Annotated in this window: 22 protein-coding genes, 2 tRNA genes and 1 pseudogene; 9 read left to right on the top strand and 16 right to left on the bottom strand. The window is 71.1% G+C overall.

Annotated features, from left to right (window positions below):
• The first annotated feature begins 284 nt into the window (after window positions 1-284).
• Entirely contained in the window at window positions 285-1,568 is a 1,284-nt protein-coding gene (locus ABEB07_RS26975) for a cytochrome b/b6 domain-containing protein (RefSeq protein ID WP_345670681.1), read from the top strand.
• Entirely contained in the window at window positions 1,565-3,175 is a 1,611-nt protein-coding gene (locus ABEB07_RS26970) for an NADH-ubiquinone oxidoreductase-F iron-sulfur binding region domain-containing protein (RefSeq protein ID WP_345670679.1), read from the top strand. Before ABEB07_RS26975 ends, ABEB07_RS26970 begins: the two co-directional genes overlap by 4 nt.
• Window positions 3,176-3,337: 162 nt before the next feature.
• Here the strand turns inward: ABEB07_RS26970 and ABEB07_RS26965 are convergent.
• From ABEB07_RS26965 to ABEB07_RS26950, 4 genes are all read right to left on the bottom strand, one after another.
• A tRNA-Ala gene (locus tag ABEB07_RS26965) sits at window positions 3,338-3,410 on the bottom strand.
• Window positions 3,411-3,560: 150 nt separating this feature from the next.
• Window positions 3,561-3,794, bottom strand: coding sequence for a hypothetical protein (locus ABEB07_RS26960; RefSeq protein WP_003976229.1), 234 nt, complete (start codon window positions 3,792-3,794; stop codon window positions 3,561-3,563).
• 3 nt (window positions 3,795-3,797) lie between these two features.
• Window positions 3,798-3,971, bottom strand: coding sequence for a hypothetical protein (locus ABEB07_RS26955; RefSeq protein ID WP_176148926.1), 174 nt, complete (start codon window positions 3,969-3,971; stop codon window positions 3,798-3,800).
• A gap of 69 nt (window positions 3,972-4,040) precedes the next feature.
• On the bottom strand, window positions 4,041-5,477 hold the full coding sequence (locus ABEB07_RS26950; RefSeq protein WP_345670751.1) for an MFS transporter: 1,437 nt from the start codon (window positions 5,475-5,477) through the stop codon (window positions 4,041-4,043).
• Window positions 5,478-5,780: 303 nt separating this feature from the next.
• Between ABEB07_RS26950 and ABEB07_RS26945 the strand changes: the two genes are divergently transcribed.
• Complete coding sequence (locus ABEB07_RS26945; RefSeq protein ID WP_425589083.1) at window positions 5,781-6,767, top strand: helix-turn-helix transcriptional regulator; 987 nt, start codon at window positions 5,781-5,783, stop codon at window positions 6,765-6,767.
• Window positions 6,768-6,822: 55 nt separating this feature from the next.
• On the opposite strand, the gene ABEB07_RS26940 is transcribed toward ABEB07_RS26945, so the two are convergent.
• The 7 genes from ABEB07_RS26940 to ABEB07_RS26910 form a co-directional block, all read right to left on the bottom strand.
• Window positions 6,823-6,895 (bottom strand) — tRNA-Ala (locus tag ABEB07_RS26940).
• A 118-nt stretch (window positions 6,896-7,013) separates the two neighbouring features.
• On the bottom strand, window positions 7,014-7,691 hold the full coding sequence (locus ABEB07_RS26935; RefSeq protein WP_425589082.1) for a histidine phosphatase family protein: 678 nt from the start codon (window positions 7,689-7,691) through the stop codon (window positions 7,014-7,016).
• Entirely contained in the window at window positions 7,682-8,128 is a 447-nt protein-coding gene (rsfS, locus tag ABEB07_RS26930; RefSeq protein ID WP_164587339.1) for a ribosome silencing factor, read from the bottom strand. Before rsfS ends, ABEB07_RS26935 begins: the two co-directional genes overlap by 10 nt.
• A gap of 76 nt (window positions 8,129-8,204) precedes the next feature.
• Entirely contained in the window at window positions 8,205-10,148 is a 1,944-nt protein-coding gene (locus ABEB07_RS26925; protein ID WP_345670678.1) for an LCP family protein, read from the bottom strand.
• Window positions 10,149-10,164: 16 nt separating this feature from the next.
• Window positions 10,165-10,839 carry a nicotinate-nucleotide adenylyltransferase gene (gene nadD / locus ABEB07_RS26920; RefSeq protein WP_164587337.1) on the bottom strand — a complete coding sequence of 225 codons (675 nt, stop codon included), beginning with the start codon at window positions 10,837-10,839 and terminating at the stop codon, window positions 10,165-10,167.
• A gap of 90 nt (window positions 10,840-10,929) precedes the next feature.
• Window positions 10,930-11,079 carry a hypothetical protein gene (locus ABEB07_RS26915; RefSeq protein WP_176148930.1) on the bottom strand — a complete coding sequence of 50 codons (150 nt, stop codon included), beginning with the start codon at window positions 11,077-11,079 and terminating at the stop codon, window positions 10,930-10,932.
• A gap of 181 nt (window positions 11,080-11,260) precedes the next feature.
• Complete coding sequence (locus ABEB07_RS26910; RefSeq protein WP_345670677.1) at window positions 11,261-11,425, bottom strand: hypothetical protein; 165 nt, start codon at window positions 11,423-11,425, stop codon at window positions 11,261-11,263.
• Between the two features lie 180 nt (window positions 11,426-11,605).
• Between ABEB07_RS26910 and ABEB07_RS26905 the strand changes: the two genes are divergently transcribed.
• Window positions 11,606-12,799, top strand: a complete 1,194-nt coding sequence (locus ABEB07_RS26905; RefSeq protein ID WP_345670676.1) for a M48 family metallopeptidase — start codon at window positions 11,606-11,608, stop codon at window positions 12,797-12,799.
• A 90-nt stretch (window positions 12,800-12,889) separates the two neighbouring features.
• Here ABEB07_RS26905 and ABEB07_RS26900 read toward each other — a convergent pair whose 3' ends face one another.
• The 5 genes from ABEB07_RS26900 to proB form a co-directional block, all read right to left on the bottom strand.
• Entirely contained in the window at window positions 12,890-13,960 is a 1,071-nt protein-coding gene (locus ABEB07_RS26900) for an SCO2583 family membrane protein (RefSeq protein WP_345670675.1), read from the bottom strand.
• A 127-nt stretch (window positions 13,961-14,087) separates the two neighbouring features.
• Entirely contained in the window at window positions 14,088-14,657 is a 570-nt protein-coding gene (locus ABEB07_RS26895; protein ID WP_345670673.1) for an SCO2584 family spore wall biosynthesis protein, read from the bottom strand.
• A gap of 123 nt (window positions 14,658-14,780) precedes the next feature.
• The gene (locus tag ABEB07_RS26890; RefSeq protein WP_345670671.1) at window positions 14,781-16,067 is read right to left on the bottom strand and encodes a glutamate-5-semialdehyde dehydrogenase; all 1,287 of its coding nucleotides are present in this window, start codon (window positions 16,065-16,067) and stop codon (window positions 14,781-14,783) included.
• A 120-nt stretch (window positions 16,068-16,187) separates the two neighbouring features.
• On the bottom strand, window positions 16,188-16,772 hold the full coding sequence (locus tag ABEB07_RS26885) for a hypothetical protein (RefSeq protein ID WP_345670670.1): 585 nt from the start codon (window positions 16,770-16,772) through the stop codon (window positions 16,188-16,190).
• Window positions 16,773-16,905: 133 nt separating this feature from the next.
• Window positions 16,906-18,012 (bottom strand): glutamate 5-kinase, encoded by a 1,107-nt coding sequence (gene proB, locus ABEB07_RS26880; protein WP_176151948.1) that lies wholly within the window; start codon window positions 18,010-18,012, stop codon window positions 16,906-16,908.
• 367 nt (window positions 18,013-18,379) lie between these two features.
• On the opposite strand from proB, the pseudogene ABEB07_RS26875 reads away from it, so the two are divergent.
• The 5 genes and pseudogenes from ABEB07_RS26875 to ABEB07_RS26855 all read left to right on the top strand — a co-directional run.
• A pseudogene (locus ABEB07_RS26875) lies at window positions 18,380-18,926 on the top strand (IS5/IS1182 family transposase); the annotation flags it as partial.
• 1,320 nt (window positions 18,927-20,246) lie between these two features.
• Window positions 20,247-23,684: an ALF repeat-containing protein gene (locus ABEB07_RS26870; protein ID WP_345670669.1), complete on the top strand. Its 3,438-nt coding sequence runs from the start codon at window positions 20,247-20,249 to the stop codon at window positions 23,682-23,684.
• Window positions 23,685-23,767: 83 nt separating this feature from the next.
• On the top strand, window positions 23,768-24,157 hold the full coding sequence (locus ABEB07_RS26865; protein ID WP_345670668.1) for a hypothetical protein: 390 nt from the start codon (window positions 23,768-23,770) through the stop codon (window positions 24,155-24,157).
• A 206-nt stretch (window positions 24,158-24,363) separates the two neighbouring features.
• The gene (locus ABEB07_RS26860; protein WP_345670666.1) at window positions 24,364-24,855 is read left to right on the top strand and encodes a hypothetical protein; all 492 of its coding nucleotides are present in this window, start codon (window positions 24,364-24,366) and stop codon (window positions 24,853-24,855) included.
• A gap of 64 nt (window positions 24,856-24,919) precedes the next feature.
• Window positions 24,920-26,060, top strand: a 1,141-nt coding sequence (locus ABEB07_RS26855; RefSeq protein ID WP_345670665.1) for a trypsin-like serine protease, incomplete at its 3' end; no start/stop codon positions are given.

The following is a 26,060-nucleotide window of genomic DNA, read 5'->3' as shown; positions in this document are numbered from 1 at the left end:
GACGGAGTTCGCGCCGGGCCGCGCCGGACCACCGGGACGGCGGCGAGCCCCTCCAGGAAGGCGGCCGTCCCCCTTCAGGAATGCGGCGATCCGCTTGTGGAGGCGGGGAAAAGCTGTCCGGAGCGAAATGCTCACCGGGCGTGACGATCCCCATAAGGACAACGGAAAGCCCCTCCGCCACGTAGATAACAAGGCAATAACTCAAACCGCGTACCGACCGGTTTGGAGCCGCTTAGAGTTCGTCCCCTCGGGACCGCTCACCCGAACCGCTCGGAGTCGCCCCCATGAACCCTCGTCGCCGTCACAGCTCGCTCCCCAAACCGGGCCGCTCGGCCTACGGAGCGGCGTCCGCCGTCGTCCTGCTCCTGATACCCGTGGTCGTCCTGGCCGGCGGCAGCCAGTTCCGCGAGTTCCTGAACTTCGGCGCGGGCGTCCTCTCCCTCGTCTCCCTCAGCTGCTCGGTGATCTGGGGCCTGGTCGCCCAGGACCGCATCTTCCTCAACACCCGTCAGCGGATCGTGGGCCAGGCCGTGCACCGCACCACCGCGGTCGCCTCGATCGCCTTCCTGCTGCTGCACATCACCACCAAGATCGCCCTGGACCACACCCAGGTGATCGCCGCGGTCGTCCCCTTCTCGCTCGGCGTCACCGGAAGCGCCGGCCTGATCGGGCTCGGCTCCCTGGCCGGACTGCTGATGGTCTTCGTGGGCATCACCGGCGCCCTGCGCGGCAACTTCGCCACCCCCGCCCCGGTCGCCGCGCGCTGGCGGGCCATGCACATGCTGGCCTATCCGGCCTGGTGCGCCGCACTGGTCCACGGCCTGTACGCGGGCCGCCAGGCCAAGCCGGTCTTCGTCATCCTGTACAGCCTGTCCCTGCTCGGCGTCATGGGCGCGCTCGCGCTGCGCGCGGCGCCGCGCCCGGTCAAGCGCCGGATCGCCGACCGCCTGATGAACCTGCTGGGCGGCGGCGACCGCCCCGAGCTGAGCGACCTGGACGCGAGCCGGGCCAGGGCGGACCGGTCCGCGCTGCCGGGCTACGAGGGCGCGGCGGCCGACCGGCCCGCGCGCGCCGGGGCAGGCGCCGGCCCCCTGCCCCGGGTCCCGCCCGCCGCGTCGCCGTACGACCTCCCCTCCGCGCCGGAGTCCGCCGCCGGCTTCGCGGCCGCCTACCGGGCCGTGTCGGCCCCGCAGGCGGACCGGGCCATGTACCAGGACATGGCGTACGACCTGCGCGCCACGGAGGCGATGCCGCGCGTGGAGGCCCCCGGCGGCGTGCCGGGCGGCTGGCCCGTGCCCTCGCCGCCGCCCGTCGGCGAGGCGCCCCCGTCGGCCTACGACCCCCTGACCGACACCGGATACACCCTCCCCGCCCACGACAATCCGGGCGCGCACGCCTACGGCGGACGTGATGTGTACGACACCGGTGAGACGAACCCGCTCCACGGCGCGTACAACTCCCCAGACATGTACACGAGCGGTCCCGCCACTGAAACACCCCCCGGCGCCCCCTTCGACGCGCCGGGTCCGGGCGAACCTTGGAACACGCCTTCCGGAGGCCACAGGTGAACGAGGCCCTGCCCGACGTCCCGGAGGTCCGCGTCGTCGGACTCCCTCAGCTCACGTCGGGCTTCGACCTTGTCGAACGACTCGATCTGCCCATGCACCTCAAGGTGCACGGGCCGCTCGAACCGCTGGGCGGCGAGCAGCTCGCGCAGCTCGCCGAGGCCATCAATCTCAGGGGCCGCGGCGGCGCGGGCTTCCCCTTCCACAAGAAGCTGCGCTCGGTCGCCGAGTCGGCGATCAAGCGCGGCGTACGGCCGGTCGTCGTCGTCAACGGCAGCGAGGACGAACCGGCCTGCCGCAAGGACACGGTGCTCATCAACCGTGCCCCGCACCTCATCCTGGACGGCGCGCTGCTGTGCGCCGAGGCCCTGGGCGCCCGCACGCTCGTGGTGGGGGTCACCCGGGAGTCCACCCAGCGCTCCATGGAGGCGGCCCTCGCCGAGCGCGGCCTCGGCAACGGCCGCCGATCGGCACTGCGCGCGCGGGTGCAGCGCAACCCGGTGCGCATGGTCACCGGCGCCGCCGCCTCGCTGATCCGCTCCATCGACGGCGGTCCGGCGATCCCGCCGGGCCGCAAGGTCAGCGCCTCGCAGACCGGCGTGGGCGGCGCGCCCACCCTGCTGTCCAACGCCGAGACGTTCGCGCAGTTGGCGATCGCCGCCCGCATCGGCCCCGAGCGCTACGGCAACACCGGCCTGTACGACGAGCCGGGCACCGTGCTGCTGACCGTCTCCGGCGCCGTCGCCCGCCCCATGGTGATCGAGGTCCCCACCGGCGTGCCGCTGCGCTACGTCCTGCAACTGGCCGGCGCGCCGCCGGTGCCGCAGGGTGTGCTGACCGGCGGCTACCACGGCAGGTGGATCGACGCGGCGACCGTCGACGAGGCGATCGTCTCGCGCAACTCGCTGGATGCGGTGGGCGGTTCGCTCGGCGCCGGGGCCATCCTGCCGATCGGCCAGAACACCTGTCCGCTGGGTGAGTCGCTCCAGGTCGCCAAGTGGCTGGCGGAGGAGAGCGCGGGCCAGTGCGGTCCCTGCTACCTCGGTCTGCCGGCCGCCGCGCGCGGCCTGGAGGACATCCTGAACGGCGGCGGTCCGGCCGCTCTGGAGGCGCTCAAGCAGGTCGCCCGGAACGTGAAGCGGCGCGGCGCGTGCTCGCACCCGGACGGTTCGGCGATGTTCCTGGAGTCCACCGTCAAGGCGTTCACCGACGACCTGGCCGCCCATGTCCTCGGCAACGGCTGCGGACGCCCCGTGGAGGGCGTGCTGCCGCTCTTCGAGGGGGGCAGGGCGCCGACGGGCATCCCCGGCGGCGGCGCGGCCGAGGAGACCGGCCCGAGCCGGCAGAAGATCCACGTCGACTGGACGCTGTGCCGCGGCCACGGCCTGTGCGCGGACATCCTCCCGGAGGTCTTCGAACTGGGCGCCGACGGCTTCCCGACCGTCGCCCAAGCGCAGGTGCCCCGGTACGCGGAGGCCAAGGCGCTGCGCGCCGTGCGCCGCTGCCCCGCGCTGGCGCTGCGCCTGGAGGAGGACACGCGCGCGCAGGCGCCGGCCCGCAATCTGCCGGTCCTCTCCCAGGGGCGGGGCCGCCGGGCGCTGGGCCGCTGACGTCCGCCACGGCGGGTCACCCTCCGGGGCCGGCCCGCCGTTTGGCCGCGCGGCGCGCGAAGTGCGCAGCGGGCAAGGCGTGTTGGACGAACAAGGAGTGTTGGACGAACGGAAAACATCGAGGGCGGATCATCCGATCGGATGATCCGCCCTCGACTACTGTGGAGCTAAGGAGAATTGAACTCCTGACCTCCTGCATGCCATGCAGGCGCTCTACCAACTGAGCTATAGCCCCTTGTCCCGCTCCGCCCGGTTTCCCCGGCGGCGATGCCAACATTACACGGTCGAGGGGGTGCTTCACCAAATCGGTTTCCGGTGCGCCCCTCATGACCGCCCTCCACGACTTCGGCCGGGTCCCACGCGGGGCCCCGGCCGACGGCACGTGTCACGCCGTGACGAACGAGTAGAAGCGCTTGAGGGTGCAGTGCTCCTCCAGGAGCCGGCCGTAGATCGGCTCGCCCTCCAGCTCGCGGTACGTCTCGATCGGGTCGCCTTTTATGATCAGCGCCCGCGCGCACTCCTCGCACCAGTACTGGTAGTCGGGATTGACCGGCTCCATGTCGCGGACGATCGGCGTACCGCTGCCGCACCAGTCGCACTTCCGCCTGTGTGCACCCATCGCTCAGCTCCAGCTGTGGCCGCAGGCCGTACACACGTACGAGATCCCGCCGTTGTCGCCGAGGACTTGGGCCACGTGCAGGGAGCCGCAGGAGGGGCACAGGAGGCGGGTGGACGTGTTCTGGGTCGACACCGCGTCGAGGAGGTGACCGACCTCCTCGAGGATGCTCGCAGGCATCGGTACTCCCTCCCGTCGGGCCGCGCCCCCTTCCGGCCGTTTGATTCTGCCACGGCCGGGCCGATACGGTCAGCGACGCCTTGGTACCAGTCCGGCCACGGCGCCCGCCACGGCCGTCCCGGCCAGCGCGAACACGCACGCCGAGAGCGCTCGCGCAGAGGTATACGCCCCCGGGTCCCCCAATGACTCAAGCCGGCTCAGGAACAGTGTGCCGAACGCCGCCACTCCGATGAGCTGACCGAGCTGCGCGACGGTGGCGAGCAGTCCGCTGGCGTCCGCCGCGTCCTCGGGCCGTACGGCGGCCAGCGCGCCGGTGAGCGTCGGACTGAAGCCGAGCGCGAGCCCCGCGCCCACACCGGCGAACGCCGCGTAGAGGAGCGCTCCGCCGCTGCCGCCGCCCCGGAACGCCAGGGCGACACCGGTCACCGACAGCGCGGCCAGAACGAACCCGGCCGGGCTCAGCCACCGCAGGCACCAGGCCGGCCACCTGCGCCAGGTCAGCCCGACCAGGCCGAAGGCGACCGCGGTCGGCACGAACGTGAGGCCCGCCCGGAGCGCGCCGTAACCGAGGCCGCCCTGCACGTGCAGGGTGAGCGCGAACAGGAAACCTCCGTTGACGGCCATCACGGCCAGGATCTGGAAGACGGCCCGGCCCATGCCGGGATGGCGCAGCACCCGCGGGGTGATGAGCGGCGCGCCGCCGCGCCGGGCGAGGCGCGCCTCGTACCCGCCGAAGACGCCGGACAGCACCACCGAGGCGGCCAGCGACAGCCAGGACCACAGCGGCCAGTCCTGTTCCTGTCCGAGCACCAGCGGCACCGTCAGCAGCGAGACGGCTGCGCCGAGCAGCGCCATGCCGGGCAGATCCAGGCCGCGCGGCCGGACGTTCGCCCCGGCGGCGCCCACTCCGGGGGCGCCCGCTCCGGCGGCGCCCACTCCGGGGGCGCGCGCCCCCGCGGGCTCCGCCGCGCCCTCGCGCGGCAGGACCCGCCGGCCCACGGCCAGGAGTACGGCGCCCACCGGCACGTTGACCAGGAACACCGGCCGCCAGCCGGTGCCGAACAGGTCCGCCGCGACCAGCGCTCCGCCCACGATCTGCCCGGCCGCCGCGCCGACGGCGAGGACCGCCGAGTACGCGCCGAGCGCCCGCACCCGGGCCTCGCCGGTGAAGGCGCGCTGGATCAGGCTGAGCACCTGCGGGATCATCAGCGCCGCGCCGGCGCCCTGCACCAGCCGGAAGACGATCAGCTCGGTGATGCCCGGCGCCAGCCCGCAGGCGAGGGAGGCGGCGGTGAACAGGGCCAGTCCGGCGAGGTGGACCCGGCCGGGCCCGAACCGGCCGCCGAGCCGGGCCCCCGTGATCAGCAGGACCGAGTAGGTGATGGCGTATCCGGCGATCACGAGTTGCAGGTCGGCGCCCGAGGCGTGCAGGTCGGCGCCGATGGTCGGGGCGGCGACGTTGACGATGAACACGTCGAGGAGCGCCATGAACTGGGCGGCGAGCACGGTGGCGAGCAACGGCCGGGACCCGTTGGCAGTGGTGGGTGATTGAGTGGTGACAGCGCGTGATTCCGGACGCACCGAGGGTTCCGGACCCGTCCGAGGTGTGGTCGTCATGCCGTCGAGCCTCGCCGTGCCCCGGTACGGGTGCCGAGTGCCCGGCGATGCTGGTACCGACAGCACCTGGCAAGGAACGGACGGGGGCCCGAGGATGAGAACGGGGAGATCAACGCACAGGAACGACGAGAACGACGGGGACGACGGGGACGACGGGGGTGACCGTATGCGACGGGGATGTGGGGTGACACGATGCCGACGGGGGACGTGACACGGGAGGCGCGCACGCGAGAGGCGCGGACGCGGGCGGCGCAACGGCGCAGGCCCGAGCTGGCGACCTTTCTGCGCAGCAGACGGGCGCGGGTGACGCCGGCCGACGTGGGGATGCCGCCGGGATTTCGCCGGCGCACTCCGGGGCTGCGCCGCGAGGAGGTCGCCCAGCTCTCCGGAGTGGGCGTCACCTGGTACACCTGGCTGGAACAGGGCCGGCCGATCAACGCCTCCGCGCAGGTGCTGGACGCGGTGGCGCGCACGCTGCGGCTGGACCCGCCGGAGCGGGAGCATCTGTACCGGCTGGCGGCGGTGCCCTTCGACCCGGGGCCCGAGCCGCCGGTGCAGCGGGTGGGACCGGAGGTGCAGCTCGTGCTGGACGCCCTCGACCCCCATCCGGCGGCGGTCTACAACTCCCGCTACGACGTCCTGGCCACCAACGCGGCCTACCGGGACATGTACGCGCTGCCCGCCATGCGCGGGACGGGCGTCCCGAACGTGCTCTGGTCGCTGTTCACCGGGCCGGCGGAGACCTGTCCGCTGGTGTACCGGGAGCGGGAGCTGCCGGTGATGGTAGCGACGCTGCGGTCCAACTACGGCCGGCATGTGGGCGAGCCGTCCTGGGAGAACTTCGTCCGCGCCCTGTCGGCCGCCAGCGACTGCTTCGCGCGACTGTGGGCGAGCGGCGAGGTGATACCGCCGGGACCGCGGGTGAAGGCGTTCCGGCAGGAGTCGGTGGGCGAGCTGCGGATGACCGCCGTCTCCCTGTCGATCGACGGGCTGCCGGAGTGCCGCATCGTCACCTACACCCCGGACGACGAGGAGACGCGCGCGAAGATCGCGCTGCTGAGGGACCGGAGGGAGCGGCTGTGGCCTCCGACACAGGAGGCGGCCGACGCGTTCGCCCGGGGCTGGAACGGCGAGAATCCCGCCCCCTGGGGGGACGGGATTCTCCTCACCGATCCTTGATCACCGGTCGATGCTCGACCACTGATCTTTGACAACTCAACAGAGTGTCGATCTGTGGAGCTAAGGAGAATTGAACTCCTGACCTCCTGCATGCCATGCAGGCGCTCTACCAACTGAGCTATAGCCCCTCGCTCCAAGCAGCTGAGCCGCTTGGCGTTCTGTCCCGCTCGGCGGGGCGAACAAGAAGAACTTTAGCCTGCGACCTGCCGGAAAGCGAAATCGGGTCCCGCGGGGCGCCGGGGCGGCTCAGGTGTCGTCGCCGAGGACGGGCTCCGGCAGGGTGCCCGCGTTGTGCTCCAGCAGCCGCCAGCCGCGAGCGCCCTCGCCGAGGACGGACCAGCAGCAGTTGGAGAGGCCGCCCAGGCTCTCCCAGTGGTGCGCCTCCAGGCCGAGGAGGCGGCCGATGGTGGTGCGGATGGTGCCGCCGTGGCTGACCACCACGAGGGTGCCGTCCTCGGGCAGCTTCTCGACGTGCCGCAGCACGACCGGGGCGGCGCGGTCGGCGACCTCGGTCTCCAGCTCGCCGCCGCCGCGGCGCACCGGCTCACCGCGCTTCCACGCGGCGTACTCCTCGCCGTGCCGGGCGATGATCTCCTCGTGCGTCAGGCCCTGCCAGACACCCGCGTAGGTCTCGCGCAGACCCTCGTCGTGGGTGACCTCCAGGCCGGTGAGGGCGGCCAGCTCGGCGGCCGTGCGGGCAGCGCGCCGCAGGTCCGAGGAGACGATCGCGTCGGGTCCCAGGGAGGCCAGCAGCCGGGCGGCCCGGCGGGCCTGCCCGACACCGGTCTCGGTCAGCTCCACGTCCGTGGAGCCCTGGAAGCGGCGCTCCACGTTCCAGGAGGTCTGGCCGTGCCGCCACAGGATGACGCGGCGGCCCCGGCCCGGTGTGCGGCCGGCGCCCTCACCGGCGGCGGTCACCGCCACCCACCGTCCTGCTCGGCCGACTCCTCGGCGGCCTGAAGCTTGGCGTGCTCCTCGGCCTTGCCGCGGGTGGCCCGGGCGTCGGCGGGCAGGTCGAGCTCGGGGCAGTCCTTCCACAGCCGTTCCAGGGCGTAGAAGACGCGCTCCTCGCTGTGCTGGACGTGGACGACGATGTCGACGTAGTCGAGCAGGACCCAGCGGGCCTCGCGGTCGCCCTCGCGGCGCACCGGCTTGGCGCCGAGCTCCTTCTGCAGCCGCTCCTCGATCTCGTCGACGATGGCCTTGACCTGGCGGTCGTTGGGGGCGGACGCGAGAAGGAAGGCGTCCGTGATCGACAGGACGTCACTGACGTCGTAGGCGATGATGTCGTGCGCGAGCTTGTCGGCGGCCGCCTGGGCGGCGGTGTGGATGAGCTCGATGGAGCGGTCGGTCGCGGTCACTGCATGGCTTTCCGTCGGCGGTCAGTTGTCCTCAAGGGTCTCACGACCGCCGACGGCGCCCCACGCGATAAGGCGATCACTGCCCGGAGGCGGGCTTGTAGTCCTGGCCGAGGACGACCGAGACGTCGGCGTTGGCGGTGACCGTGCCCTTCGTCACGGAGCCGGCGGGCAGGCCGAGGGTCTTGGCGACCTCGGTGGCGTTCTGCTTGTCCTTGTCGTCGGCGTAGACGACCTGGGAGGCGGACCGGACGGCGGCGGTGCCGCCCTCCAGGAAGGTGAAGCCGCCGTTGAGCAGGACCACGCGGGCCTTCTCGGTGTCGTCCTTGGTTCCGGAGGCGTTGCGGACCGAGACGCGCACGGCCGATCCCTGGTCGGGGCTCTTCGCGGTGCCGCCCAGGATCTCCTTGACGACGCTGTCGCTGGTCTGCGCGCTCAGCGTGCCGTCGGACTGGACCGGCAGCAGCGCCGACTTGTAGTCGCCGCCCTTGGCGAGTTCGGCGAGGTTGGCGAGGAAGGCGCCGAGGTCCTTGTCGGTGAGCGAGGGGTCGAGGATCTGCGCCAGCGTCTGCACGGTGACGGTGGCGGCCTGTGAGTCGGAGGACAGCTTGCGCAGCGTGCCCTGCATCACCTGGCCGAACCGCTGGAGCTGGGCGTTCTGGGCCTCGCCCGAGGCGCGGTAGGTGGCGTAGGCGACGGCCGTCTTGCCGCTCAGGGTCTGGCTCCGGCCGCGGTGGACCAGGGGCGCGGCACCGGACTTGGCCTTCTTCGCGTCCGGGTCGGGTACGTCGGTGTCGGTGTCGACGTCGATGCCGCCGACCAGGTCGACGAGGTTCTGGAGGTAGGGGGTGTCCAGGCGCCAGGTGCCCTCGATGTCGGTGCCGAGGACGGCGCCGAGCTGGTCGCGGGTCCCGGAGGAGCCGTCGTCCTGGACGGACTTGGCGAGGGTCGTGGTGGTGCCGTCGTCGCCGGTCAGGGCGAGGGAGTTGGGCAGCAGGACGGTGGTGCCCTGCTTGGTGGTGGTGTTGTCGACGAGCAGCGCCGTGGAGGTGCCGCCCTTGGCGGTGTCGTGCAGGTGGACGACGATCACGTCGCGCTTCTGGGCGCCCGTGGCGGTGGCGGCGCCGTTCTTCGAGCCGCCGGAGGACAGTCCGGGCAGCTTCCCGGCGTACCAGAGGTAGCCGACGCCGCCGGCCGCGACCAGGGCCAGCACGACGGCCAGGGCGATGACGCGGCTGCGGGCGCGGCGGCGGGCCTCCTCGCGGCGCTCGGTGCGGTTCTCGGTGAACTTGAGCCAGTCGATGACGTCCTCGGAGTCGTCGGTCGGCTCCTCGACGAAGGCGAACTGCTCGGTGCGGTAGTCGGGTTCACCGGAGCCGGTGCCCTCCGGGTCGTCCGCGGCGCGGTCGTCCCCCGGGTGGTCGTCCTCGGGCCGGCCGGACCCGGGCCAGTCCGTCCCGGGCCAGTCCGTTCCGGGCCGGTCGGTCCCGGCGGCCGTCGCTCCCGGCCGGCCGGGCGGCTCGTGGCCCTGGGCGGGGCCGGTGTGCTCCGCCGGGCCGGTCTGCTGCGGGATGTGCGCGCTCTGCCCGGGGGCGCGCTGCTGCTGTCCGCCGACGGCGGTCTGGCCGTAGGGGTCGTACGGGGCGGCGGGGGCGGCGTTCCCGTAGGGGTCGTAGCCGGTGGGCGCGCCCTGGGCGGTGTGGGCGTGGGTGCCGTAGGGGTCGTAGGCGGGGGCGGGCGCCTGCCGGCCGGTGTCGTAGCCGCCGTAGCCGGACGGCGCGGGCTGCTGCTGCCCGCCCGCCGCGTACGGGTCGTAGCCGTAGTTCTGCTGTACGTGGCCCTGCTGCGTCTGGTGCTGCTGCGCGTGGTCCTGCTGTCCGTAGCCCTGCCGGCCGTACGCGTCGTACGTCTGCTCGGGGGTCTGCTGCGCGGGGAGCGGTCGGTAGACCGGGCGGCCGTACTCGTCGTAGCCGACGAGTTCGTACTCCTCGCCCCCGTACCCAGCGTCGTATCGGTCGTTCACCGGTGCCCCTCTCGGCTCACTCGCCGCGGTACAGCTGACGCTTGGCGATGTAGCGCACGACTCCGTCCGGCACCATGTACCAGATGGGGTCGCCCTTGGCGACTCTCGCACGGCAGTCCGTGGAGGAGATGGCGAGGGCCGGGACCTCGACGAGCGAGACGCCGCCCTCGGGCAGGCCCGGGTCGCTGAGGTGGTGGCCGGGCCGGGTGACGCCGATGAAGTGCGCGAGGGAGAAGAGTTCCTTGGAGTCGCGCCAGGTGAGGATCTGGCCGAGCGCGTCGGCGCCGGTGATGAAGAACAGATCCGTGTCCGGGTTGAGGGCGCGCAGATCGCGCAGGGTGTCCACGGTGTAGGTGGGGCCGCCGCGGTCGATGTCGATGCGGCTGACGGAGAACTGCGGGTTCTCGGCGGTCGCGATGACCGTCATCAGATAGCGGTCCTCGGCCAGGGACACCTGGCGGTGGCTCTTCTGCCAGGGCTGGCCGGTGGGCACGAAGACCACCTCGTCCAGGTCGAACTGCGCGGCGACCTCGCTGGCCGCCACGAGGTGGCCGTGGTGGATCGGGTCAAACGTTCCGCCCATGACGCCCAGGCGGCGCTTGCCCGGCGTCGCGGGGCCGCCGCCGGGCCCCGGTGCGAGGTGTTCGACCGTGTCACGCGCCGGACCGGTAGGCATGTCCTGCTCTCCCATGCGTGCAGACCCTACCGGCCCGGCCCGCAGGCCCCGTCCGGGAGATCACCGCGGGCGGCTCCCCGGGGCCGGCCGGGGCCTCGGCGGTGCTCAGCGGTCGCGGTTGAAGCGGGTGGTGATCCACAGCAGGAGCAGCAGGATGATGAACGCGGCTCCGCCGGTCACCGCGGGGTTGAGGCTCTCGTGGTTGCCGCCCTCGGCGAGGTTGACCAGCGGGGCGGCGGCGCGGTGAAGGCTCATCTCGGCAGACCTATCCAGGTGTGGGCGGGATAAAGATGTCCGCCCATCGTAAGCGTCCGCCCGCGCACCGCTCACGCCGACTCCGCCGTCGCGGGCCGCGCCCCGCCGGGCCGCGGCCCGCGGGCGGCCGGGAACGCGCCGGGAGCGGCGGCCGTCGGCGGAGGGGAACCTTCCGGACGGCTCAGTCGTCGTTGCGCTTGTAGCCGCGCAGCAGGAACCAGCCGGTCAGCACGCAGCCCAGGACCATCACGATCAGGACGATCCGAAGGAGGTCCCCCGATCCCTGGTGCTGGGCCGTGGTGTTCGCGGCCTCGGCGAGCCGGACGACTGCGGGATGGTGCTCCATGACGGACTCCTTCGCTGACTGCCCGTCCACGGTATCTCCGCCTAGGCTGGCTCCTGCCCCGGGGGGTGCATCGGCGACATGGGCGGCAAACGGCCGCACTCGCCTTACACCGGCCATATAGCCGTACATACACGCGCATGCGCGCACATACAGACGTTTCCGACGCACAGGGGGGATGACATGTCCGACGACGGTCGCGAGCAGGGCGGGCACACGGGGCAGGAGCGGGTGCCGAGCCGACGGCGCAGCCGCTTCCCGGGGATCTCCTCGCGCGCCTACGAGCACCCGGCCGACCGGTCGGCCCTGGTCGCGCTGCGCAAGCTGAGCGGCTTCGACACGGTGTTCAAGGCGCTCAGCGGGCTACTGCCGGAGCGCAGCCTGAGGCTGCTGTTCCTGTCGGACTCGGTACGCGTCTCGGACCAGCAGTTCGCGCACCTCAACGACATGCTGCTGGACGCCTGTTACATCCTGGACCTGGAGAAGGTCCCGCCGATGTACGTCAACCAGGACCCGCAGCCGAACGCCATGTGCGTCGGGCTGGACGAGCCGGTCATCGTCGTGACCACCGGTCTGGTGGAGCTGCTCGACGAGGAGGAGATGCGGGCGGTCATCGGCCACGAGGTGGGCCACGCCCTGTCCGGGCACGCGGTGTACCGCACGATCCTGCTGTTCCTGACCAGCCTGGCCGTCCGGGTGGCCTGGATCCCGCTGGGCAGTCTGGCGATCACGGCGATCGTGACGGCGCTGCGGGAGTGGTTCCGCAAGTCGGAGCTGTCGGCCGACCGGGCCGGGCTGCTGGTCGGGCAGGACCCGCGGGCCTCCATGCGCGGCCTGATGAAGATAGCGGGCGGCAACCACCTGCACGAGATGAACGTGGACGCGTTCCTGCGCCAGGCCGAGGAGTACGAGGCGTCGGGCGATCTGCGCGACTCGGTGCTGAAGATCCTCAACGTGCTGCCCCGCAGCCATCCCTTCGCCACCGTGCGGGCGGCCGAGCTGAGGAAGTGGTCGGAGTCGCGCGACTACCAGCGGATCCTGGACGGCCACTATCCGCGCCGCACCGAGGACCAGGACACCTCGGTCGGCGACTCCTTCCGCGAGTCGGCTACGCACTACGCCAACCACGTCAAGAGTTCCAAGGACCCGCTGATGAAGCTGGTCAGCGATCTCGCGGGCGGGGCGGGCGACCTGGGCGGCCGGGTCCGGCGCGGGTTCGAGGGCTTCACGGGGAATCCGCCGAAGGACAGGGCCCAGGACGACGCCAAGGACGACGCCAAGGACGGTGGCAAGGGCGGCTTCGGGGGCGGCTCCGAGGCTGGGCCGCGGGACGAGCCGCCGACGGACGGTCCCTCGTCCGGCGACCGCCGGAACTGACCCCGCCACCGGCCGACCGGCCCGCGGCCCGGCGCACGCGGCTCCGCCACGCCGCCCGGAGCCGACTTCCGGCCCGGCGTGCGGGCGGTGTCACAATCTCGGCTGGGCGGACGGGGCGAGGGTGCCGCACAGGGCCGGGGCGCCGTCGGGGGCGTACGGGTCCGTGCCGGCCGGGCCGCCCGCCTTCGCGTGCTGCCCGGCCAGCAGCGGGCCGAAGCGCGCCGTGCTGTCCTCGGAGCAGGACAGCGGTCCGGCCTGGACGGTGCTGGCGACCAGCTGGACCTGGTGCAGCCGCAGGTCCTCCCGGTCGAAGCGGAACCGCAGCTCGCGCCGCACGGTGAACAGCGAGGCCCGCGCTCCGGCGGCGGCGACGGCCGGCCTGAGCGCGTAGACGGCCGTGGGGTCCGCGGTGACCTCCAGGGTGTCGGCGTCGGTCTCCGCCGTCTGGAGGCTGCCCCGCATCCGGATCCGGGGGTCGGCGAGCCGGACGCGGGCCGGGTCGAAGCGGACGAGCCATCCGGTGGGCGCGTGCCGGCCGTCGGCGGCCGGGTGCTCGATGCTCTGGTCGAACTGGTCGAGCTGGCCCGGGTCGAGCAGCGACCGTACGGCGTCGACGGCCCCGCCGGTGAGCACCGCCGGGTCGAGGGAGGAGGCGACGATGTAGTCCCGCGCGTAGGTCAGCGCGGCGACGACCTGACTGTCGGAGAAGTGGGCGGTGGCGCGGTGGGCGGGCCACGGGATGCCCTCGGCGCCGGCCTCGAAGCCGGCGGCCTGGCTGTGCGCGTACAGCTCCCCGGGGTCGGCGGCGCCGGGCACCTCGCCCCGTGGGGCGAGCGGGACGACGGTGGTGCGCAGCGCTTCGGCCGGCCGCTCGGTCAGCGGGCTGCGGTAGGGGGTGCGGACGCCCATGAAGATCGCGGTGGCGAAGGCGAGGGCGATCAGCAGCAGGAGGGCCAGCGCCTGCCGGGACAGACCGGTGTGCGGGCTCGGGCGGCGGCGTACGGCGGGCGTGTGGTCGGTCATCCGCTCCTGGGCGGAGTACTCCTGGAGGCGGGCAGCGCGGACGAAGGACTCGTCGAAGACGACGGACCGGTACTCGTCCTCCGCGCCAGAGGGGGCGCCCTCGGGGGTCCCATCGGGCGGCTCTCCACGCCCTCCCATACTTTCAAGGGTGGGTCCCGCGGAGCGCGGGTAAACGCCCCGGCGCACGCCAACTTCTGACATGCCCTCACCCAAGTGAACGCTCCGGCGCGCACCCCGAGTGACGCCAGGGCTCGCGGCCCGGCCGTCAGCGGGTGGGGGGCGCCGCGGGGACCGGCGGCCGGGAGTGTCCGGCGGAGGCCGAGGGGGCGGCGGCGCTGCCCTGCTCCAGGCCGGTGGAGGCGGGCGGCGGCATCTGGTCCCGGTCGCCGGAGGAGCCGCCCCGGTAGACCGCGGCGAAGGCCAGCGCGACCATGCCGACGCCCATCACCAGGGCGAGCACCCAGGCGACGGGACGGTGCCAGCGGACCTGTTTGCCGAAGGTCCCGGGGCCGCCGTAGGGGCCGCCGCCCGGGACGTCGGGGTCGTCCAGGTCGTCGAAGTCGGGTTCGGGGCCGTAGCCGCCGCGGCCGTAGCCGTCGTCGTAGCGCTCGCCCCGCGCGTGGGCCCGGCGGGCCTCGGCCTCGGAGGCCTCGGCCCTGGCCTGCGCGGCGGCCAGGAGGCGTTCCACCGCGGTCGGCTCGTGGATCACGGCCGCCCGGACGAAGGCCTCGTCGAAGACCACGGAGGCGAACTCTTCGTCCGACACCCCGCGGTCGTGGTCGTCGTCGGGCTCCCAGCCGTCAGGGAACGGCGTGCCCCCCACGTCCTCCGGCACAGACCCAGAGTAGACCTGGGGGGTCGGTTTGGGCAGACGGCCGGGACATTCATCCGCCTGCTGAGACGTGCTTCCACGCCCTCGCCGGCGGGGCCGTCCGGGGACCCGGCCGGCCCCGGGCGGTCAGCGCCGGATGTGCCCGTCGCCGGTGAGGATGTACTTCGTGCTGGTCAGCTCGGGCAGGCCCATCGGGCCGCGGGCGTGCAGCTTCTGCGTGGAGATGCCGATCTCCGCGCCGAAGCCGAACTGGCCGCCGTCGGTGAAGCGGGTGGAGGCGTTCACGGCGACCGTGGTGGAGTCGACCAGCTGGGTGAACCGGCGGGCGGCCTGCTGCGAGGTGGTGACGATCGCCTCAGTGTGGCCGGAGGACCACAGCCGGATGTGCGCGACGGCCCGGTCCAGCGAGTCGACGACGGCGGCGGCGATGTCGTACGACAGGTACTCGGTGTCCCAGTCCTCCGGGGTGGCCTCGACGACGGTGGCGCGGGAGTCCTTGGCGTGGGCCATGACCCGCTCGTCGGCGTGCACGGTGACCCCGGCGTCGGCGAGCGCGTCCAGGGCGCGCGGCAGGAACTCGGCGGCGACGTCCTGGTGGACGAGGAGGGTCTCGGCGGCGTTGCAGACGCTGGGGCGCTGGGCCTTGGAGTTGACCAGGATGTCGACGGCCATGTCCAGGTCGGCCTGGGCGTCGACGTAGACGTGGCAGTTGCCGGTGCCGGTCTCGATGACCGGGACGGTGGACTCGTTGACGACCGTGCGGATCAGCGAGGCGCCGCCGCGCGGGATCAGCACGTCGACCAGGCCGCGGGCGCGCATCAGCTCGCGCACGCTCTCCCGGCTCTCGCCGGGCACCAGCTGGACGGCGTCGGCGGGCAGTCCGGCGCCGCCGACCGCGTCGCGGATCACCCGGACCAGGGCGGTGTTGGACGCGTAGGCGGAGGCGGAGCCGCGCAGCAGCACCGCGTTGCCGGACTTCAGGCACAGGGCGGCGGCGTCGACGGTGACGTTGGGCCGGGCCTCGTAGATGATGCCGACCACGCCGAGCGGGACGCGGACCTGGCGCAGGTCGAGCCCGTTGGGCAGGGTGGAGCCGCGGACCACCTCGCCGACCGGGTCGGGCAGCGCCACCACGTCGCGCACGTCGGCGGCGATCGTCCGCACCCGCTCCGGGGTGAGCGTGAGCCGGTCCACGATGGCCTCGCCGGTGCCGGCCGCGCGCGCCTTGGCGACGTCCTCGGCGTTGGCCTCGACGATCTCGCCGGTACGGACTTCCAGGGCGTCCGCGACCGCGAGGAGCGCGTCGTCCTTCTCGGCGCGCGGCAGCGGCGCGAGGTCGGCGGCGGCGGCCTTGGCCCGGTAGGCGGCCTGGGCGACCGGGGACATCGAGTCGTACGGCGAGAGCGTGGTCATGGGGGAAGGGTAGTTCGCCGCGCCCGGCCCTCCACCGGGCGTTCCACACCCCGAGACACCGCGAGACGTCCCGAGACACCCCGAGCCGGGCCGAACGGGGTGGAAGCGGTCCGGAGCGGGTCAGAAGGGGTGGACGCCGACCGGGGTGGCCGGGGGCGGACCGTAGCCCTCGGCGAGGCGCTGGTGGTAGGTGTCGCGGTCGACGACCTCCAGGCCGACGATCTCCCAGGGCGGCAGCTGGGCGGTGCGCCGGTGCTCGCCCCACAGGCGCAGCGCGACGGCGGCGGCGTCGTGCAGGTCGCGGGCCTCCTCCCAGTAGCGGACCTCGGCGTGGTCGCCGGCGTAGCGGCTGGTCAGCAGGAAGGGGTGGTCGTGGGCGAGCTGCTCCAGACCGCGCCGGACCTCTTGGACCGGGGTGCGGGCGCCGGAGACCCGCAGGGTGATGTGCCACAGCCGGGGCAGCTCGGCCGGCTGGGCGCGTCCGTCGGACGCCGCGCCCGGCGCGTGCGTCGTCCCGCCCGGCGCGCACGCCTCCCGTCCGGCCTCCCCGGCGCGCTCCTGGTCGCGCGGGTCCCCGGCGTCGTGCTCCTTGTCGTAGCGGTCGCCGGCCGCCACGCTGGTCAGGGCGCGCTCCCCGCCGGTCGTACGCGAGGGGGACCCGCCGGCACCACCGCGGGACGCCGCCCCAGGGCGTACTCGTCTCACGACGGCCTCCTTCACCCAGTGCCCGTGCGGAATGTGTCCCTCGGACAAAGTGCAGCAGCCCGCACGGCTTCATGGGGCGGTTTTACGGAACGTCCCCGCATTCCTCGCCCGGCCGCCCGGACGTTTCGGGGCATTACGGCTCCAGGACCACCAGACCGTCCCTGTGTACGACCTCGCGTTCGTACGCCGGTCCGAGTTCGCGGGCCAGCTCGCGGGTGGAGCGGCCGATCAGCCGGGGGATCTCCTTGGCGTCGAAGTTGACGAGGCCGCGGGCGACCGCGCGCCCCCGTCCGTCGCGCAGCTCGACCGGGTCGCCCGCGGTGAACTCGCCCTCGACGGCCGCGATGCCGGCCGGCAGCAGCGACCTGCGGTCCTCGACGACGGCGCGGACCGCCCCGTCGTCGAGGGTGAGCGAGCCCTGCGGGGTGGAGGCGTGCTGGAGCCAGAGCAGCCGGTCGGCGGAGCGCTTGCCGGTGGGGTGGAAGTAGGTGCCGGTGTCGCCGCCGGACAGCGCGTCGGCGGCGTGGACGGCGCTGGTGAGCACCACCGGGATGCCGGCGGCGGCGGCGATGCGGGCGGCCTCGACCTTGGTGGCCATGCCGCCGGTGCCGACGCCGGCCTTGCCCGCGCTGCCGATCTCGACGCCGGCCAGATCGGCGGGGCCGCGCACCTGGGCTATCCGCGAGGTGCCGGGCCTGCTGGGGTCGCCGTCGTAGACGCCGTCGACGTCGGAGAGCAGGACGAGCAGGTCGGCGTGGACGAGGTGGGCGACGAGGGCGGCGAGGCGGTCGTTGTCGCCGAAGCGGATCTCGTCGGTGGCGACGGTGTCGTTCTCGTTGACGACCGGCAGGGCGCCCATCGCCAGGAGCTTGTCCAGGGTGCGCGAGGCGTTGCGGTGGTGGGCGCGGCGGCTGGTGTCGTCGCCGGTCAGCAGCACCTGGCCGACGCGGACGCCGTAGCGGGCGAAGGAGGCGGTGTAGCGGGCCACCAGCAGGCCCTGGCCGACGCTGGCCGCGGCCTGCTGGCGGGCGAGGTCCTTGGGGCGGCGGCGCAGGCCGAGCGGGGCGAGTCCGGCGGCGATGGCGCCGGAGGAGACGAGGACGACCTCCTTGGCTCCCCCGGCACGGCACTTGGCGAGCACGTCCACCAGCGCGTCCACGCGGTCGGCGTCCAGGCCGCCGGCCGCGGTGGTCAGCGACGAGGAGCCCACCTTGACGACGATCCTGCGGGCCTCGACCACCGGCTGCCTGACGGCCGCCGCCTCACCCTGCCTTGCCCCTGCCACCTTGTCCTCTGTCCCTCGCGTCGCCCCGGCCGCACATCCGTGCCCAAGTGTCGAATCTATGGGAAGTGGGCCGGTCACCGCACAGTCATTCCACTACGCGGACGCATGGAAGAGCAGACGCCAGGCCGGCGTGACGCCAGTCGGTCCGCGGGCGTCCGCCAGAAGACGCGCCGATCCGCTGAGCCGTTCGAGATGTGCCTGCCCGCCCGAACCTCAAGAGTTCCATGATCGTTTTCAGCCTGGCCACTGATCAGGTGACACCGGGTGGAGCTGAGGTGAGGGGCGCGACGAAGCCCCCGTGGCTTTGGAAGAGGTGTGTGAAATGTCAGCCCACAGGCACGGTCGTCTCGTTGGTTCTCTGTCTGCCGCACTCGACCGTCCGCATGTCCTCGTCGGGTGGGTCACAATGCTCATCGCCACCCGTGAGGGTGACCGGCGGTGCAGACTCCCGCCGCGCCAGCGGGTGCTCGTACCGTGGTGCGCCTACCCCGCCACGACACCCTCACCCGGATCGCATCCGGCGTCGGGACATCCGTCGGCACCGCCCACGCGCATCTCACCGCCTGACCGGTCTGCTCACCGAACAGGCCTCTGACCTGCTCAAGACGCTGCGTGAGCTCGGTCAAAGGTCGTTCTGCCGGACGGGCCCCTGACCTGACCGCAGCCCGCACCCACCGCATCATCCGGATGTGCGAGCGTCAGGGCGTCCCGATCCTCGCCGTCGCGCCTGCCAGGGTGCCGGTCGCTGGGTCACCACCAAACCGAAACGGCCACCGGGCGGTGAACCCACCCTCACCCAGCACACTGTCAACCGAGCCCTGGCTGTGGCGAGGGCGCCGGCCGAACGCGGCATGGCGCGACCGAAGTCCTGACCGATCTTCCGCAGGTCACGCATCAGCCCCAACCGCATGACCGTCATCACCCAAGGCTGTCCTTCCTCGACGTGGCCCTGACGGCGGCCGAGAAGAGCGTCGGCGTTTTTCGGCCTTTACATTTCCTCCACATTGATGCGCACAACCACCTCGAAACAATTGCAACAGAAGTCGATTCACCCACCAATTTCCAAGATCGCCCCGGTTTGACTAGGTGGACATGTGAACGAACTACTGCTTACATAAGGCGAGTTGGCAAAAGTTTTGGCGCCTCCCCAAAGGGAGCTGCGTCCAAATCTGCATGCCATTGAGTACTTATCCGCACCCTTCAAAGATGTTTTATCGACTGAGAAAGGAATTGAGGTCTATCGCCCGACGGAGACGGTTGAATGCATAGCCGCACTCGCGGTCGGTCCGGCACCTCCACGCCGGCCTAACCGAATTCACCCTCACCCGCCACCGTCGCGGACGACACACCCGGCTACCCATCGAGGGCTTGAACCATCGCAACCTCGACAGAGTCCAACAGCAGGAGGGAATCGTGCTCAAGTGGGGCGACGGGCGACAGCCACGTCTAGTACAACGTCCCAACGGGCACCATCACACCCTTAGGCGAGAACGCCGACGTCGGCCCCATCCACAAGCAGCCCCCCGTCGTCTCCCAGGAGAAGCCCTCCATGTACCTCACCCCGCTCAAGACGACTGGGACCACTCGCCGCTTCGGTCGCCGACACCTCGACCAAGGTCCTTGGGCGGCCCATAAGTGACGTCGATATCAGGTGACTTAGTTGTTCGCCTTCACATCGGACACGGCTCTCATAATCGCTCCGCAGCACTGGTGAACGTTCTGTGGGCGCTGACCATGGAGAGTTACTTCGTCGACGATCGGCTCGTTACCTCGACGTCGCCGACATCTCGCCGAGCGGTGGATCGACCCCCAGGCCGGTGAGTCAGGTTGATATGCCAGAAATCCCTCAGAGCATGCAGGCCTCCCCGCCTCACGCCAGCCACGCCGTCTTTGATGGGAAGTCACGGCGACAACGGTGGTACGGCGGACATCGCTACCGCCAACAGTTCCGGCGACCTGTGCTCGCACTCCGACGCCGGCTAGCGCAAGAGCAGCATGCTTAGAAGCACGCGGCGGGAGACCGAGTAGAACCCCCGTGCCCTTTACCGTCGGCCGATCGTCCGCCTCGCCAGCTCATCGCGGACTCATGGCAACTCTGTCCTTCCTTCATTCATCTCCGCTGCCGACGGTATGCCAGGCCCCTTCCGGGGCCGCCCGCCAGCGGCAACCGACCGATCGGGACTCGCATCTTGAACACGACGTACTGGAGCAGACGCCGCATTCTGACGGTGGCCGCCGCTACGACGGCAGCCGCGGCTCTCCCCCTTGCCAACACTGCCCGCGTCTTCGCAGCGACGGCCGACTTCGGCGATGCTCCCCATCTTCCTTCGCTCCCGGACACTCCTCGCGCCAGGGCCGTGACCGCGTGGCAATGCGGAGGCAAGGCGACCCGGGCTGCCGCCGCCGTGGCCCTCGTCGGTACCGACGCAGACGTCGAGGAATTCATCGCCACGGGGCTGCCCGCTGCCATCGCGGAAGACAACCGCGTCGCTCTGTTCAAATCGCTCACTCTGTCCGGGAAGAGCACGACGGGCGAGATCTCCCGCGTCCTGGCTGCCGGAGACCCCGAGATCGCAGCCTTCCTCGACGGTGGGTACAAGGCGGCCCAGCTTGAGGACATGAGTGCTCTCACCTTCGCGCTGAAGGCCCAAGGCGGCAAGAGCGTGCAGGCCGCAGCCGATGCCGCCCTGAAGGACGGCTCGGGCGACACGCTGTTGAAGTTCATCACCGACGCTCAATTCACCGCCCGCTTCGAGGACGAGACCTCCGAGGTGTTCAAGATCCTCAACGGCGCCGGACCCGAGCTGGCGAAGTACGCGCAGCGCGCTCTGGCAGACGGCGGGGCGGATGCCATCCGCTGGTTCCTGGAGATCGGGCAGAACATCGCCCGGGCCCGCGACGACGAGGCCGCGAGCATCGAGCAGCTTGTCGCGGTGACCGTACGGCAGTCCAAGCGAGCTCAGTTGGCGACGGAGAAGGCGAAGGAGGAGTCGGACAAGGCGAAGGAGGCCGCCGCCGAGGCCAAGAAGGCCGCGCAGGAGGCCGCCGCCGAGGCCCAGGCCGCCAAGAACGATGTAGCCAAGACCGCGGCCGCCGCCCGCAAGGCAGCCAGTGCCGCCAAGGGCGCGGCCAATGCCGCAGCTACCGCCATATCAGCCTCCTACGCCGCCCAGACCGCGTCCCGCAAGGCCGCCTGGGCCGCCCATGCCGCGACCTCTGCCGCGGCCACGGCCGCGCACGCCGCATCTGTGGCGTACCAGGCTGCCATGGCCGCGTCCAACGATGCGTCACAGACGGCGGCAGCGAAGAACGCGGCGATCGGGGCCCGCAACGCCGCCGCCAAGGCACGTACAGCTGCTGCGGCGGCGGGTCAGGCGAAGATCGCCTGCGACCAGTCGATCGCAGCCGGCAATTCGGCCGCAGCTGCCGCACGTGATGCCGCAGTCGCTGCCAACGCTTCGGCCACTGCCGCCGGCGCGGCCGACGCGGCCCAGTCGGAAGCCGCCGCCGCCCGGGCCGCCGCCGCGGAGGCGGACGCGCAGGCAGCACGCGCCACCCGGGCCGCCGCCGCGGCCCAGTCCCTTGCCAACACCGCGTCGGCCGCTGCGGCGGCCGCCCGTGACGCTGCCAACGCCGCAGCCGACCACGCGGACAAGTCGGCGGCCGCCGCCGATGAAGCCGTGAAGGCCGCGGGCAAGGCCGTCGACTTCGCGAACAAGTCCACCACTTGGGCCGCCGACGCCCAAAAGGCGGCCGACGCCGCGGTCAAGGCCGTCCTGGACGCACAGGACGTGGAAAAGAAGGCACGCGACGCCGAACTCGTGAAGCTCGATGAGTACGCCGAACAGGGTAAGGCGGAAGCAGCCGCACTCGCCGTGCTCGAACAGCAGGACCTCGAAAAGTCCCGCAACCAGCTGACTCAGCAGCAGGCCACGGACTCGGCCACACTGGACCTGATCGTAGCCGCGGAGAAGGCGTTCACGGCCGGTGACCACCCGACCGCTCTGGAACACGGCCGCAAGGCGTGCTTCAGCTTGCTGTCGTCGCACGGCACCTGGACTCGCGAGGCTGCGGCGTTCGCTCTCGCCGCCGGTGAGGAGTCGGTCCTGAACTGGATCGACACCGACCGGACCATCGCACAGAAGCAGGACGACCGCGAGACAGTCCTGTACATCAGCCAGGTATCCACGGCCAATGTGGCAAGTGCGGCCCAGCTGGCGCTGGAGTCCTTGGACGAGAGCGCCCCCGCCTCGTTCCTGACCACCGGCGCCATCGATGCTGCCAAAGAAGATCAGACCGTGGCGATCTTTCGCATACTCGGCCAGAACCCCGGCAAGGCAGTCAAGCAGGCGGCGACAGACGCTCTCAATGACGGCTCGGCCAAGGCAGTGCACGACTTCTTCACGGTGAAGTACGGGCCGGCGCTGGCAGAAGACGACAATGTGGCGGTCTTCTCGACCATCAGCTCCGCAGGTCCGTACACCAAAATGGCGGCGACCGTGGCGCTTGAGGGGCCGACCTGGATGCGCCGCAACTTCGTCACCACCGTGTACCCGCGGATGCTACAGCTCGACGCGGACTCCGCCGCTCATATCGCAGCGATGCAGGCCCTGCTCAGCCACGCCGCGAAACTCGCCCAGGACGCGACGACGAACGCGGCGTATGCGCAGAAGGTAGCGGCGGAGGCCCGCAAAGCGGCGGACGATGCGTCGTACTGGGCCACGGCCGCCATCAACTCCGCCAAGCAGGCCGCCACGTACAAGACCCAGGCGAACGCCAACGCCGATGCCGCTGAGAAGTCCGCGCAGGAGGCTCAGGGCTATGCCGACAAGGCGAAGAACGCGGCTCTGAGCGCGCGCGCCGCCGCCAGGCGCGCCAACTACTCCGCCAACCAGGCGACCGCGGCCGCCGCTGCGGCAACGGTTTCCGCCAACAACGCCCAGGCCTCGGCCAACGCCGCCGCCGCATCGTCCGCTCAGGCGGGCAAGGATGCCGCGGAAGCGGCGGCGGCCGCGTCCGAGGCGAAGCAGATCGTCGCCACGAAGCGCAGGCAGGAGCAGGTCGAAGCGGCCAAGAAGGCTGCGGAGGCGGCAGCGAAGGCCCAGCAGAACGGCCTCGACCCAGCTGACAATGGGGACAACGACGGGACCAAGACGCCGAGCACGTTCTTGGGCGCCGACAAGGACCAGTGGCGCGGCTTTGCCGACATGCTCGGCACTGTCTCCACGTACTCAGGCTACGCCGCCGCTCTCGGTCTCTTGGTTCCGCCGCCATATGGCGAGGCCATTTACGGAGTCGCCGGAGGTATCTCCCTGGTCACAGGTGTGGCCAGCACGATCATCTACGCGTTTACCGACGGCCTTGGCTCCAAGGATTTCCTCACCTCGGCGTTCGGCGTCGCCGTCGGTGTCTTCACCACCGGCCTTCCGTGGGGCAAGTTCGGAGGCACGGTCGGAGCCATCGATGACGCCTTCCTCGGGTTCAAGGGCGGTGTCATGTCAGCGGGTGCCCAGGCTCAACGTCTTGGTGCAGCAGCCCTGTCGCCGGCCACTGGCGCCGTCGTCAGCGCCGGGAAAGCCGTGGGTGGCGCGATCAGCGACACCTGGCACGACCTGACACCGTGGTAATCAGCGAGTGATATCCTCCGGGGCGGAATATCAGCGTTTCAAAGAAAATCAAGTCTCGTTCCGCCCCAGGAGGACGCGCACGCATGTATCTGCATTCGACCACGGGCGACTGGACCCTTATCGCCACTGGCACGACCATTGTCTACCTCGTAGCGATGCGTTGGTGCATGCCCACACCGAAGGCAAAGCGTCGCATGTCCTTCGCTCCACTGGCCGGCTGCGTCTTCCTGGTGCCCACCGCGGCAGCGAAAGGGTACTCCGTTCCCTTCACACTGTACTTGTACAGCTGCGTCCTGCTGACAATCGTCATCATTCTGGCACCGGTCAGAAAAAGAGTCTCGGCCGATATCTTGGAGCAAGAACAGAACCCTTGGATCAAGGTACAGGCCAGCTCCGCCGTTTTGTGGTGGATCGGGCTTTCGTTCGCGGGTTGCACCGCAGCCATGCTCTACTTCCGACCGTTCATTGAATAGTAGACTTAAAATCGCGCCATATAGACACGCGAGCGAACTGCTGCTTTTATGGCATCAATGGGAGCATATTTCGGCGCATCCCAAAGGGAATCACGCGCGAATTTACGCGCTGAGACGCCTGATCTCGCATCCGCTGGACGTCCAATTTCATCTCGGTAATTCTTCAGCAGTAAGGAAATGTGTTGAGGTTCATCACTCGAACAGGGATGGCTGCGTGCATAGCCGCGGCCGCAGTCGCAGTCGCGGCCTGGTCCGGCGTCTCCACGCCAGCCGAATCGAGTCCGCCCTCACCCACCACCGTCGCCGCCGAGGCGCCCGGCTACACGGTCGAGGACTTCAACTATCCCAACGCCGACAAAGTCCAACAAGAGAAGGGAATCGTACTCAAGCGGGGCGACGGCCACATCGTCCTTGCCGAGTGCGGCAGCGAGAGCGGTCTGATGGACATCTGGGCGCGGTACCGCAATGGCGACCACATCTGCTTCCGAGTCACCGGGAACAGTGGCTACCTGAGCCTTGAGATCCCGGCCGTCTACGGCATCACCGGCGCCGCGAACCAGTCCGCCGACGTGACGATGACCGTTGACGACGAGACGACGCACTACAACGTCCCCAAGGGCGCCATCACTCCCGTAGGCGAGAACACCGATCCCGACGGCCGCGACCACACTCTCGTCGAGATTCGAACCTCCAAGTAACCACCGCTGTCCCGTGGTTCGCCGGCCTCTCGATACGGCGGGCCCCAAGTCGAGGAATCACTTCATGCCACGCATCAGACATATACGTCTCGTCGCACTCGCCGCCGGGCTCGCCGCTCTGCCGACCGCGCTGTACGCCACGACCGTCCCCGCGTCCGCCGTCACCGGCCCCACCGCCGCCGACGGCAGTTACGCGTTCACCGCGCGCATCGACATAGGCGACGGCGAACGTACCTGCTCCGGCGCCCTGGTAGACCCCCGTTGGGTCGTCACCGCGGCTTCCTGCTTCGTGGACAACCCGGCTTCCGGTACCGCCCCCGCGGCCGGGAAGCCCGCCAAGGCCACCAAGGTCACGGTCGGTCGCACCGATCTCACGACCACGGCCGGCCTGGTCACCGATGTCACCGAACTCGTCCCCTTCCAGGGGCGCGACCTGGTGATGGCACGCCTGGCGCAACCGGCCACGGGTATCACTCCGGTAGCTTTCGCCGCAACGCCGCCTGCCGCGGGCGAAACCCTCAAGGCCGTCGGTTTCGGTCGGACCAACGCGGAGTGGTCGCCCCTCAAGCAGCACACCGGCTCCTTCACCGTCGACACCGCCGAGGACGGCCAGGTGTCCCTCACTGGGCAGAACGGCGACGCCATCTGCGCCGGTGACGCCGGCGGTCCCCTGATCCGCGAGACGAACGGAAAGGCCGAACTGGTCGGCGTCAACAGCCGTTCCTGGCAGGGCGGTTGTTTCGGACAGGACCCTGCCGAGACCCGTACGGGCGCCCTCTCCGTACGCGTCGACGACAGCGCGGTCCAGGCGTGGGCCAAGGAGGCGCGGGAGCGGCTGCGCGAGGTCATCTACTCCGCCGACGTCAACGGGGACGGATGGAACGATCTCGTAATCCTGGGTGCGGACGGCACCATCACGGTGCGCACCGCCAGGAGCGGCAGGATCGTCGCGGGGCCCGGCATGCCGCTGTACCTGTTCAATGAAGGCGTTCGCTGGAGCTCCGGCTGGGGCAACTTCCTCGGCCAGGAAGGCAAGGGACGACTCTACTTCGCCGACGTCAACGGCGACGGCAAGGCCGACCTGATCGTCCACAGCACGGACGGCAAGATCGCCGTACGCACCAACATGGGCGACCACTGGAACAGCGGCACCGACTGGAGCTCCGGCTGGGGCAACTTCCTCGGCCAGGAAGGCAAGGGACGAC

The sequence above is a fragment of the Streptomyces similanensis genome, from assembly GCF_039543625.1.
Taxonomy (GTDB): Bacteria; Actinomycetota; Actinomycetes; order Streptomycetales; family Streptomycetaceae; genus Streptomyces; species Streptomyces similanensis.
Note: the sequence above shows the minus strand (reverse complement) of the source record. Positions and strands in the feature narration are given on the sequence as shown.

Bases quoted from the DNA above. Each gene is read 5' to 3' on its own strand.
- ABEB07_RS26900 (WP_345670675.1), bottom strand. From the start codon at position 13,960: ATGGGAGGGCGTGGAGAGCCGCCCGATGGGACCCCCGAGGGCGCCCCC.
- ABEB07_RS26890 (WP_345670671.1), bottom strand. From the start codon at position 16,067: ATGACCACGCTCTCGCCGTACGACTCGATGTCCCCGGTCGCCCAGGCC.
- ABEB07_RS26905 (WP_345670676.1), top strand. From the start codon at position 11,606: ATGTCCGACGACGGTCGCGAGCAGGGCGGGCACACGGGGCAGGAGCGG.
- ABEB07_RS26915 (WP_176148930.1), bottom strand. From the start codon at position 11,079: ATGAGCCTTCACCGCGCCGCCGCCCCGCTGGTCAACCTCGCCGAGGGC.
- ABEB07_RS26975 (WP_345670681.1), top strand. From the start codon at position 285: ATGAACCCTCGTCGCCGTCACAGCTCGCTCCCCAAACCGGGCCGCTCG.
- ABEB07_RS26960 (WP_003976229.1), bottom strand. From the start codon at position 3,794: ATGGGTGCACACAGGCGGAAGTGCGACTGGTGCGGCAGCGGTACGCCG.
- ABEB07_RS26910 (WP_345670677.1), bottom strand. From the start codon at position 11,425: ATGGAGCACCATCCCGCAGTCGTCCGGCTCGCCGAGGCCGCGAACACC.
- ABEB07_RS26955 (WP_176148926.1), bottom strand. From the start codon at position 3,971: ATGCCTGCGAGCATCCTCGAGGAGGTCGGTCACCTCCTCGACGCGGTG.
- nadD (WP_164587337.1), bottom strand. From the start codon at position 10,839: ATGGGAGAGCAGGACATGCCTACCGGTCCGGCGCGTGACACGGTCGAA.
- ABEB07_RS26860 (WP_345670666.1), top strand. From the start codon at position 24,364: ATGGCTGCGTGCATAGCCGCGGCCGCAGTCGCAGTCGCGGCCTGGTCC.
- ABEB07_RS26865 (WP_345670668.1), top strand. From the start codon at position 23,768: ATGTATCTGCATTCGACCACGGGCGACTGGACCCTTATCGCCACTGGC.
- ABEB07_RS26945 (WP_425589083.1), top strand. From the start codon at position 5,781: ATGCCGACGGGGGACGTGACACGGGAGGCGCGCACGCGAGAGGCGCGG.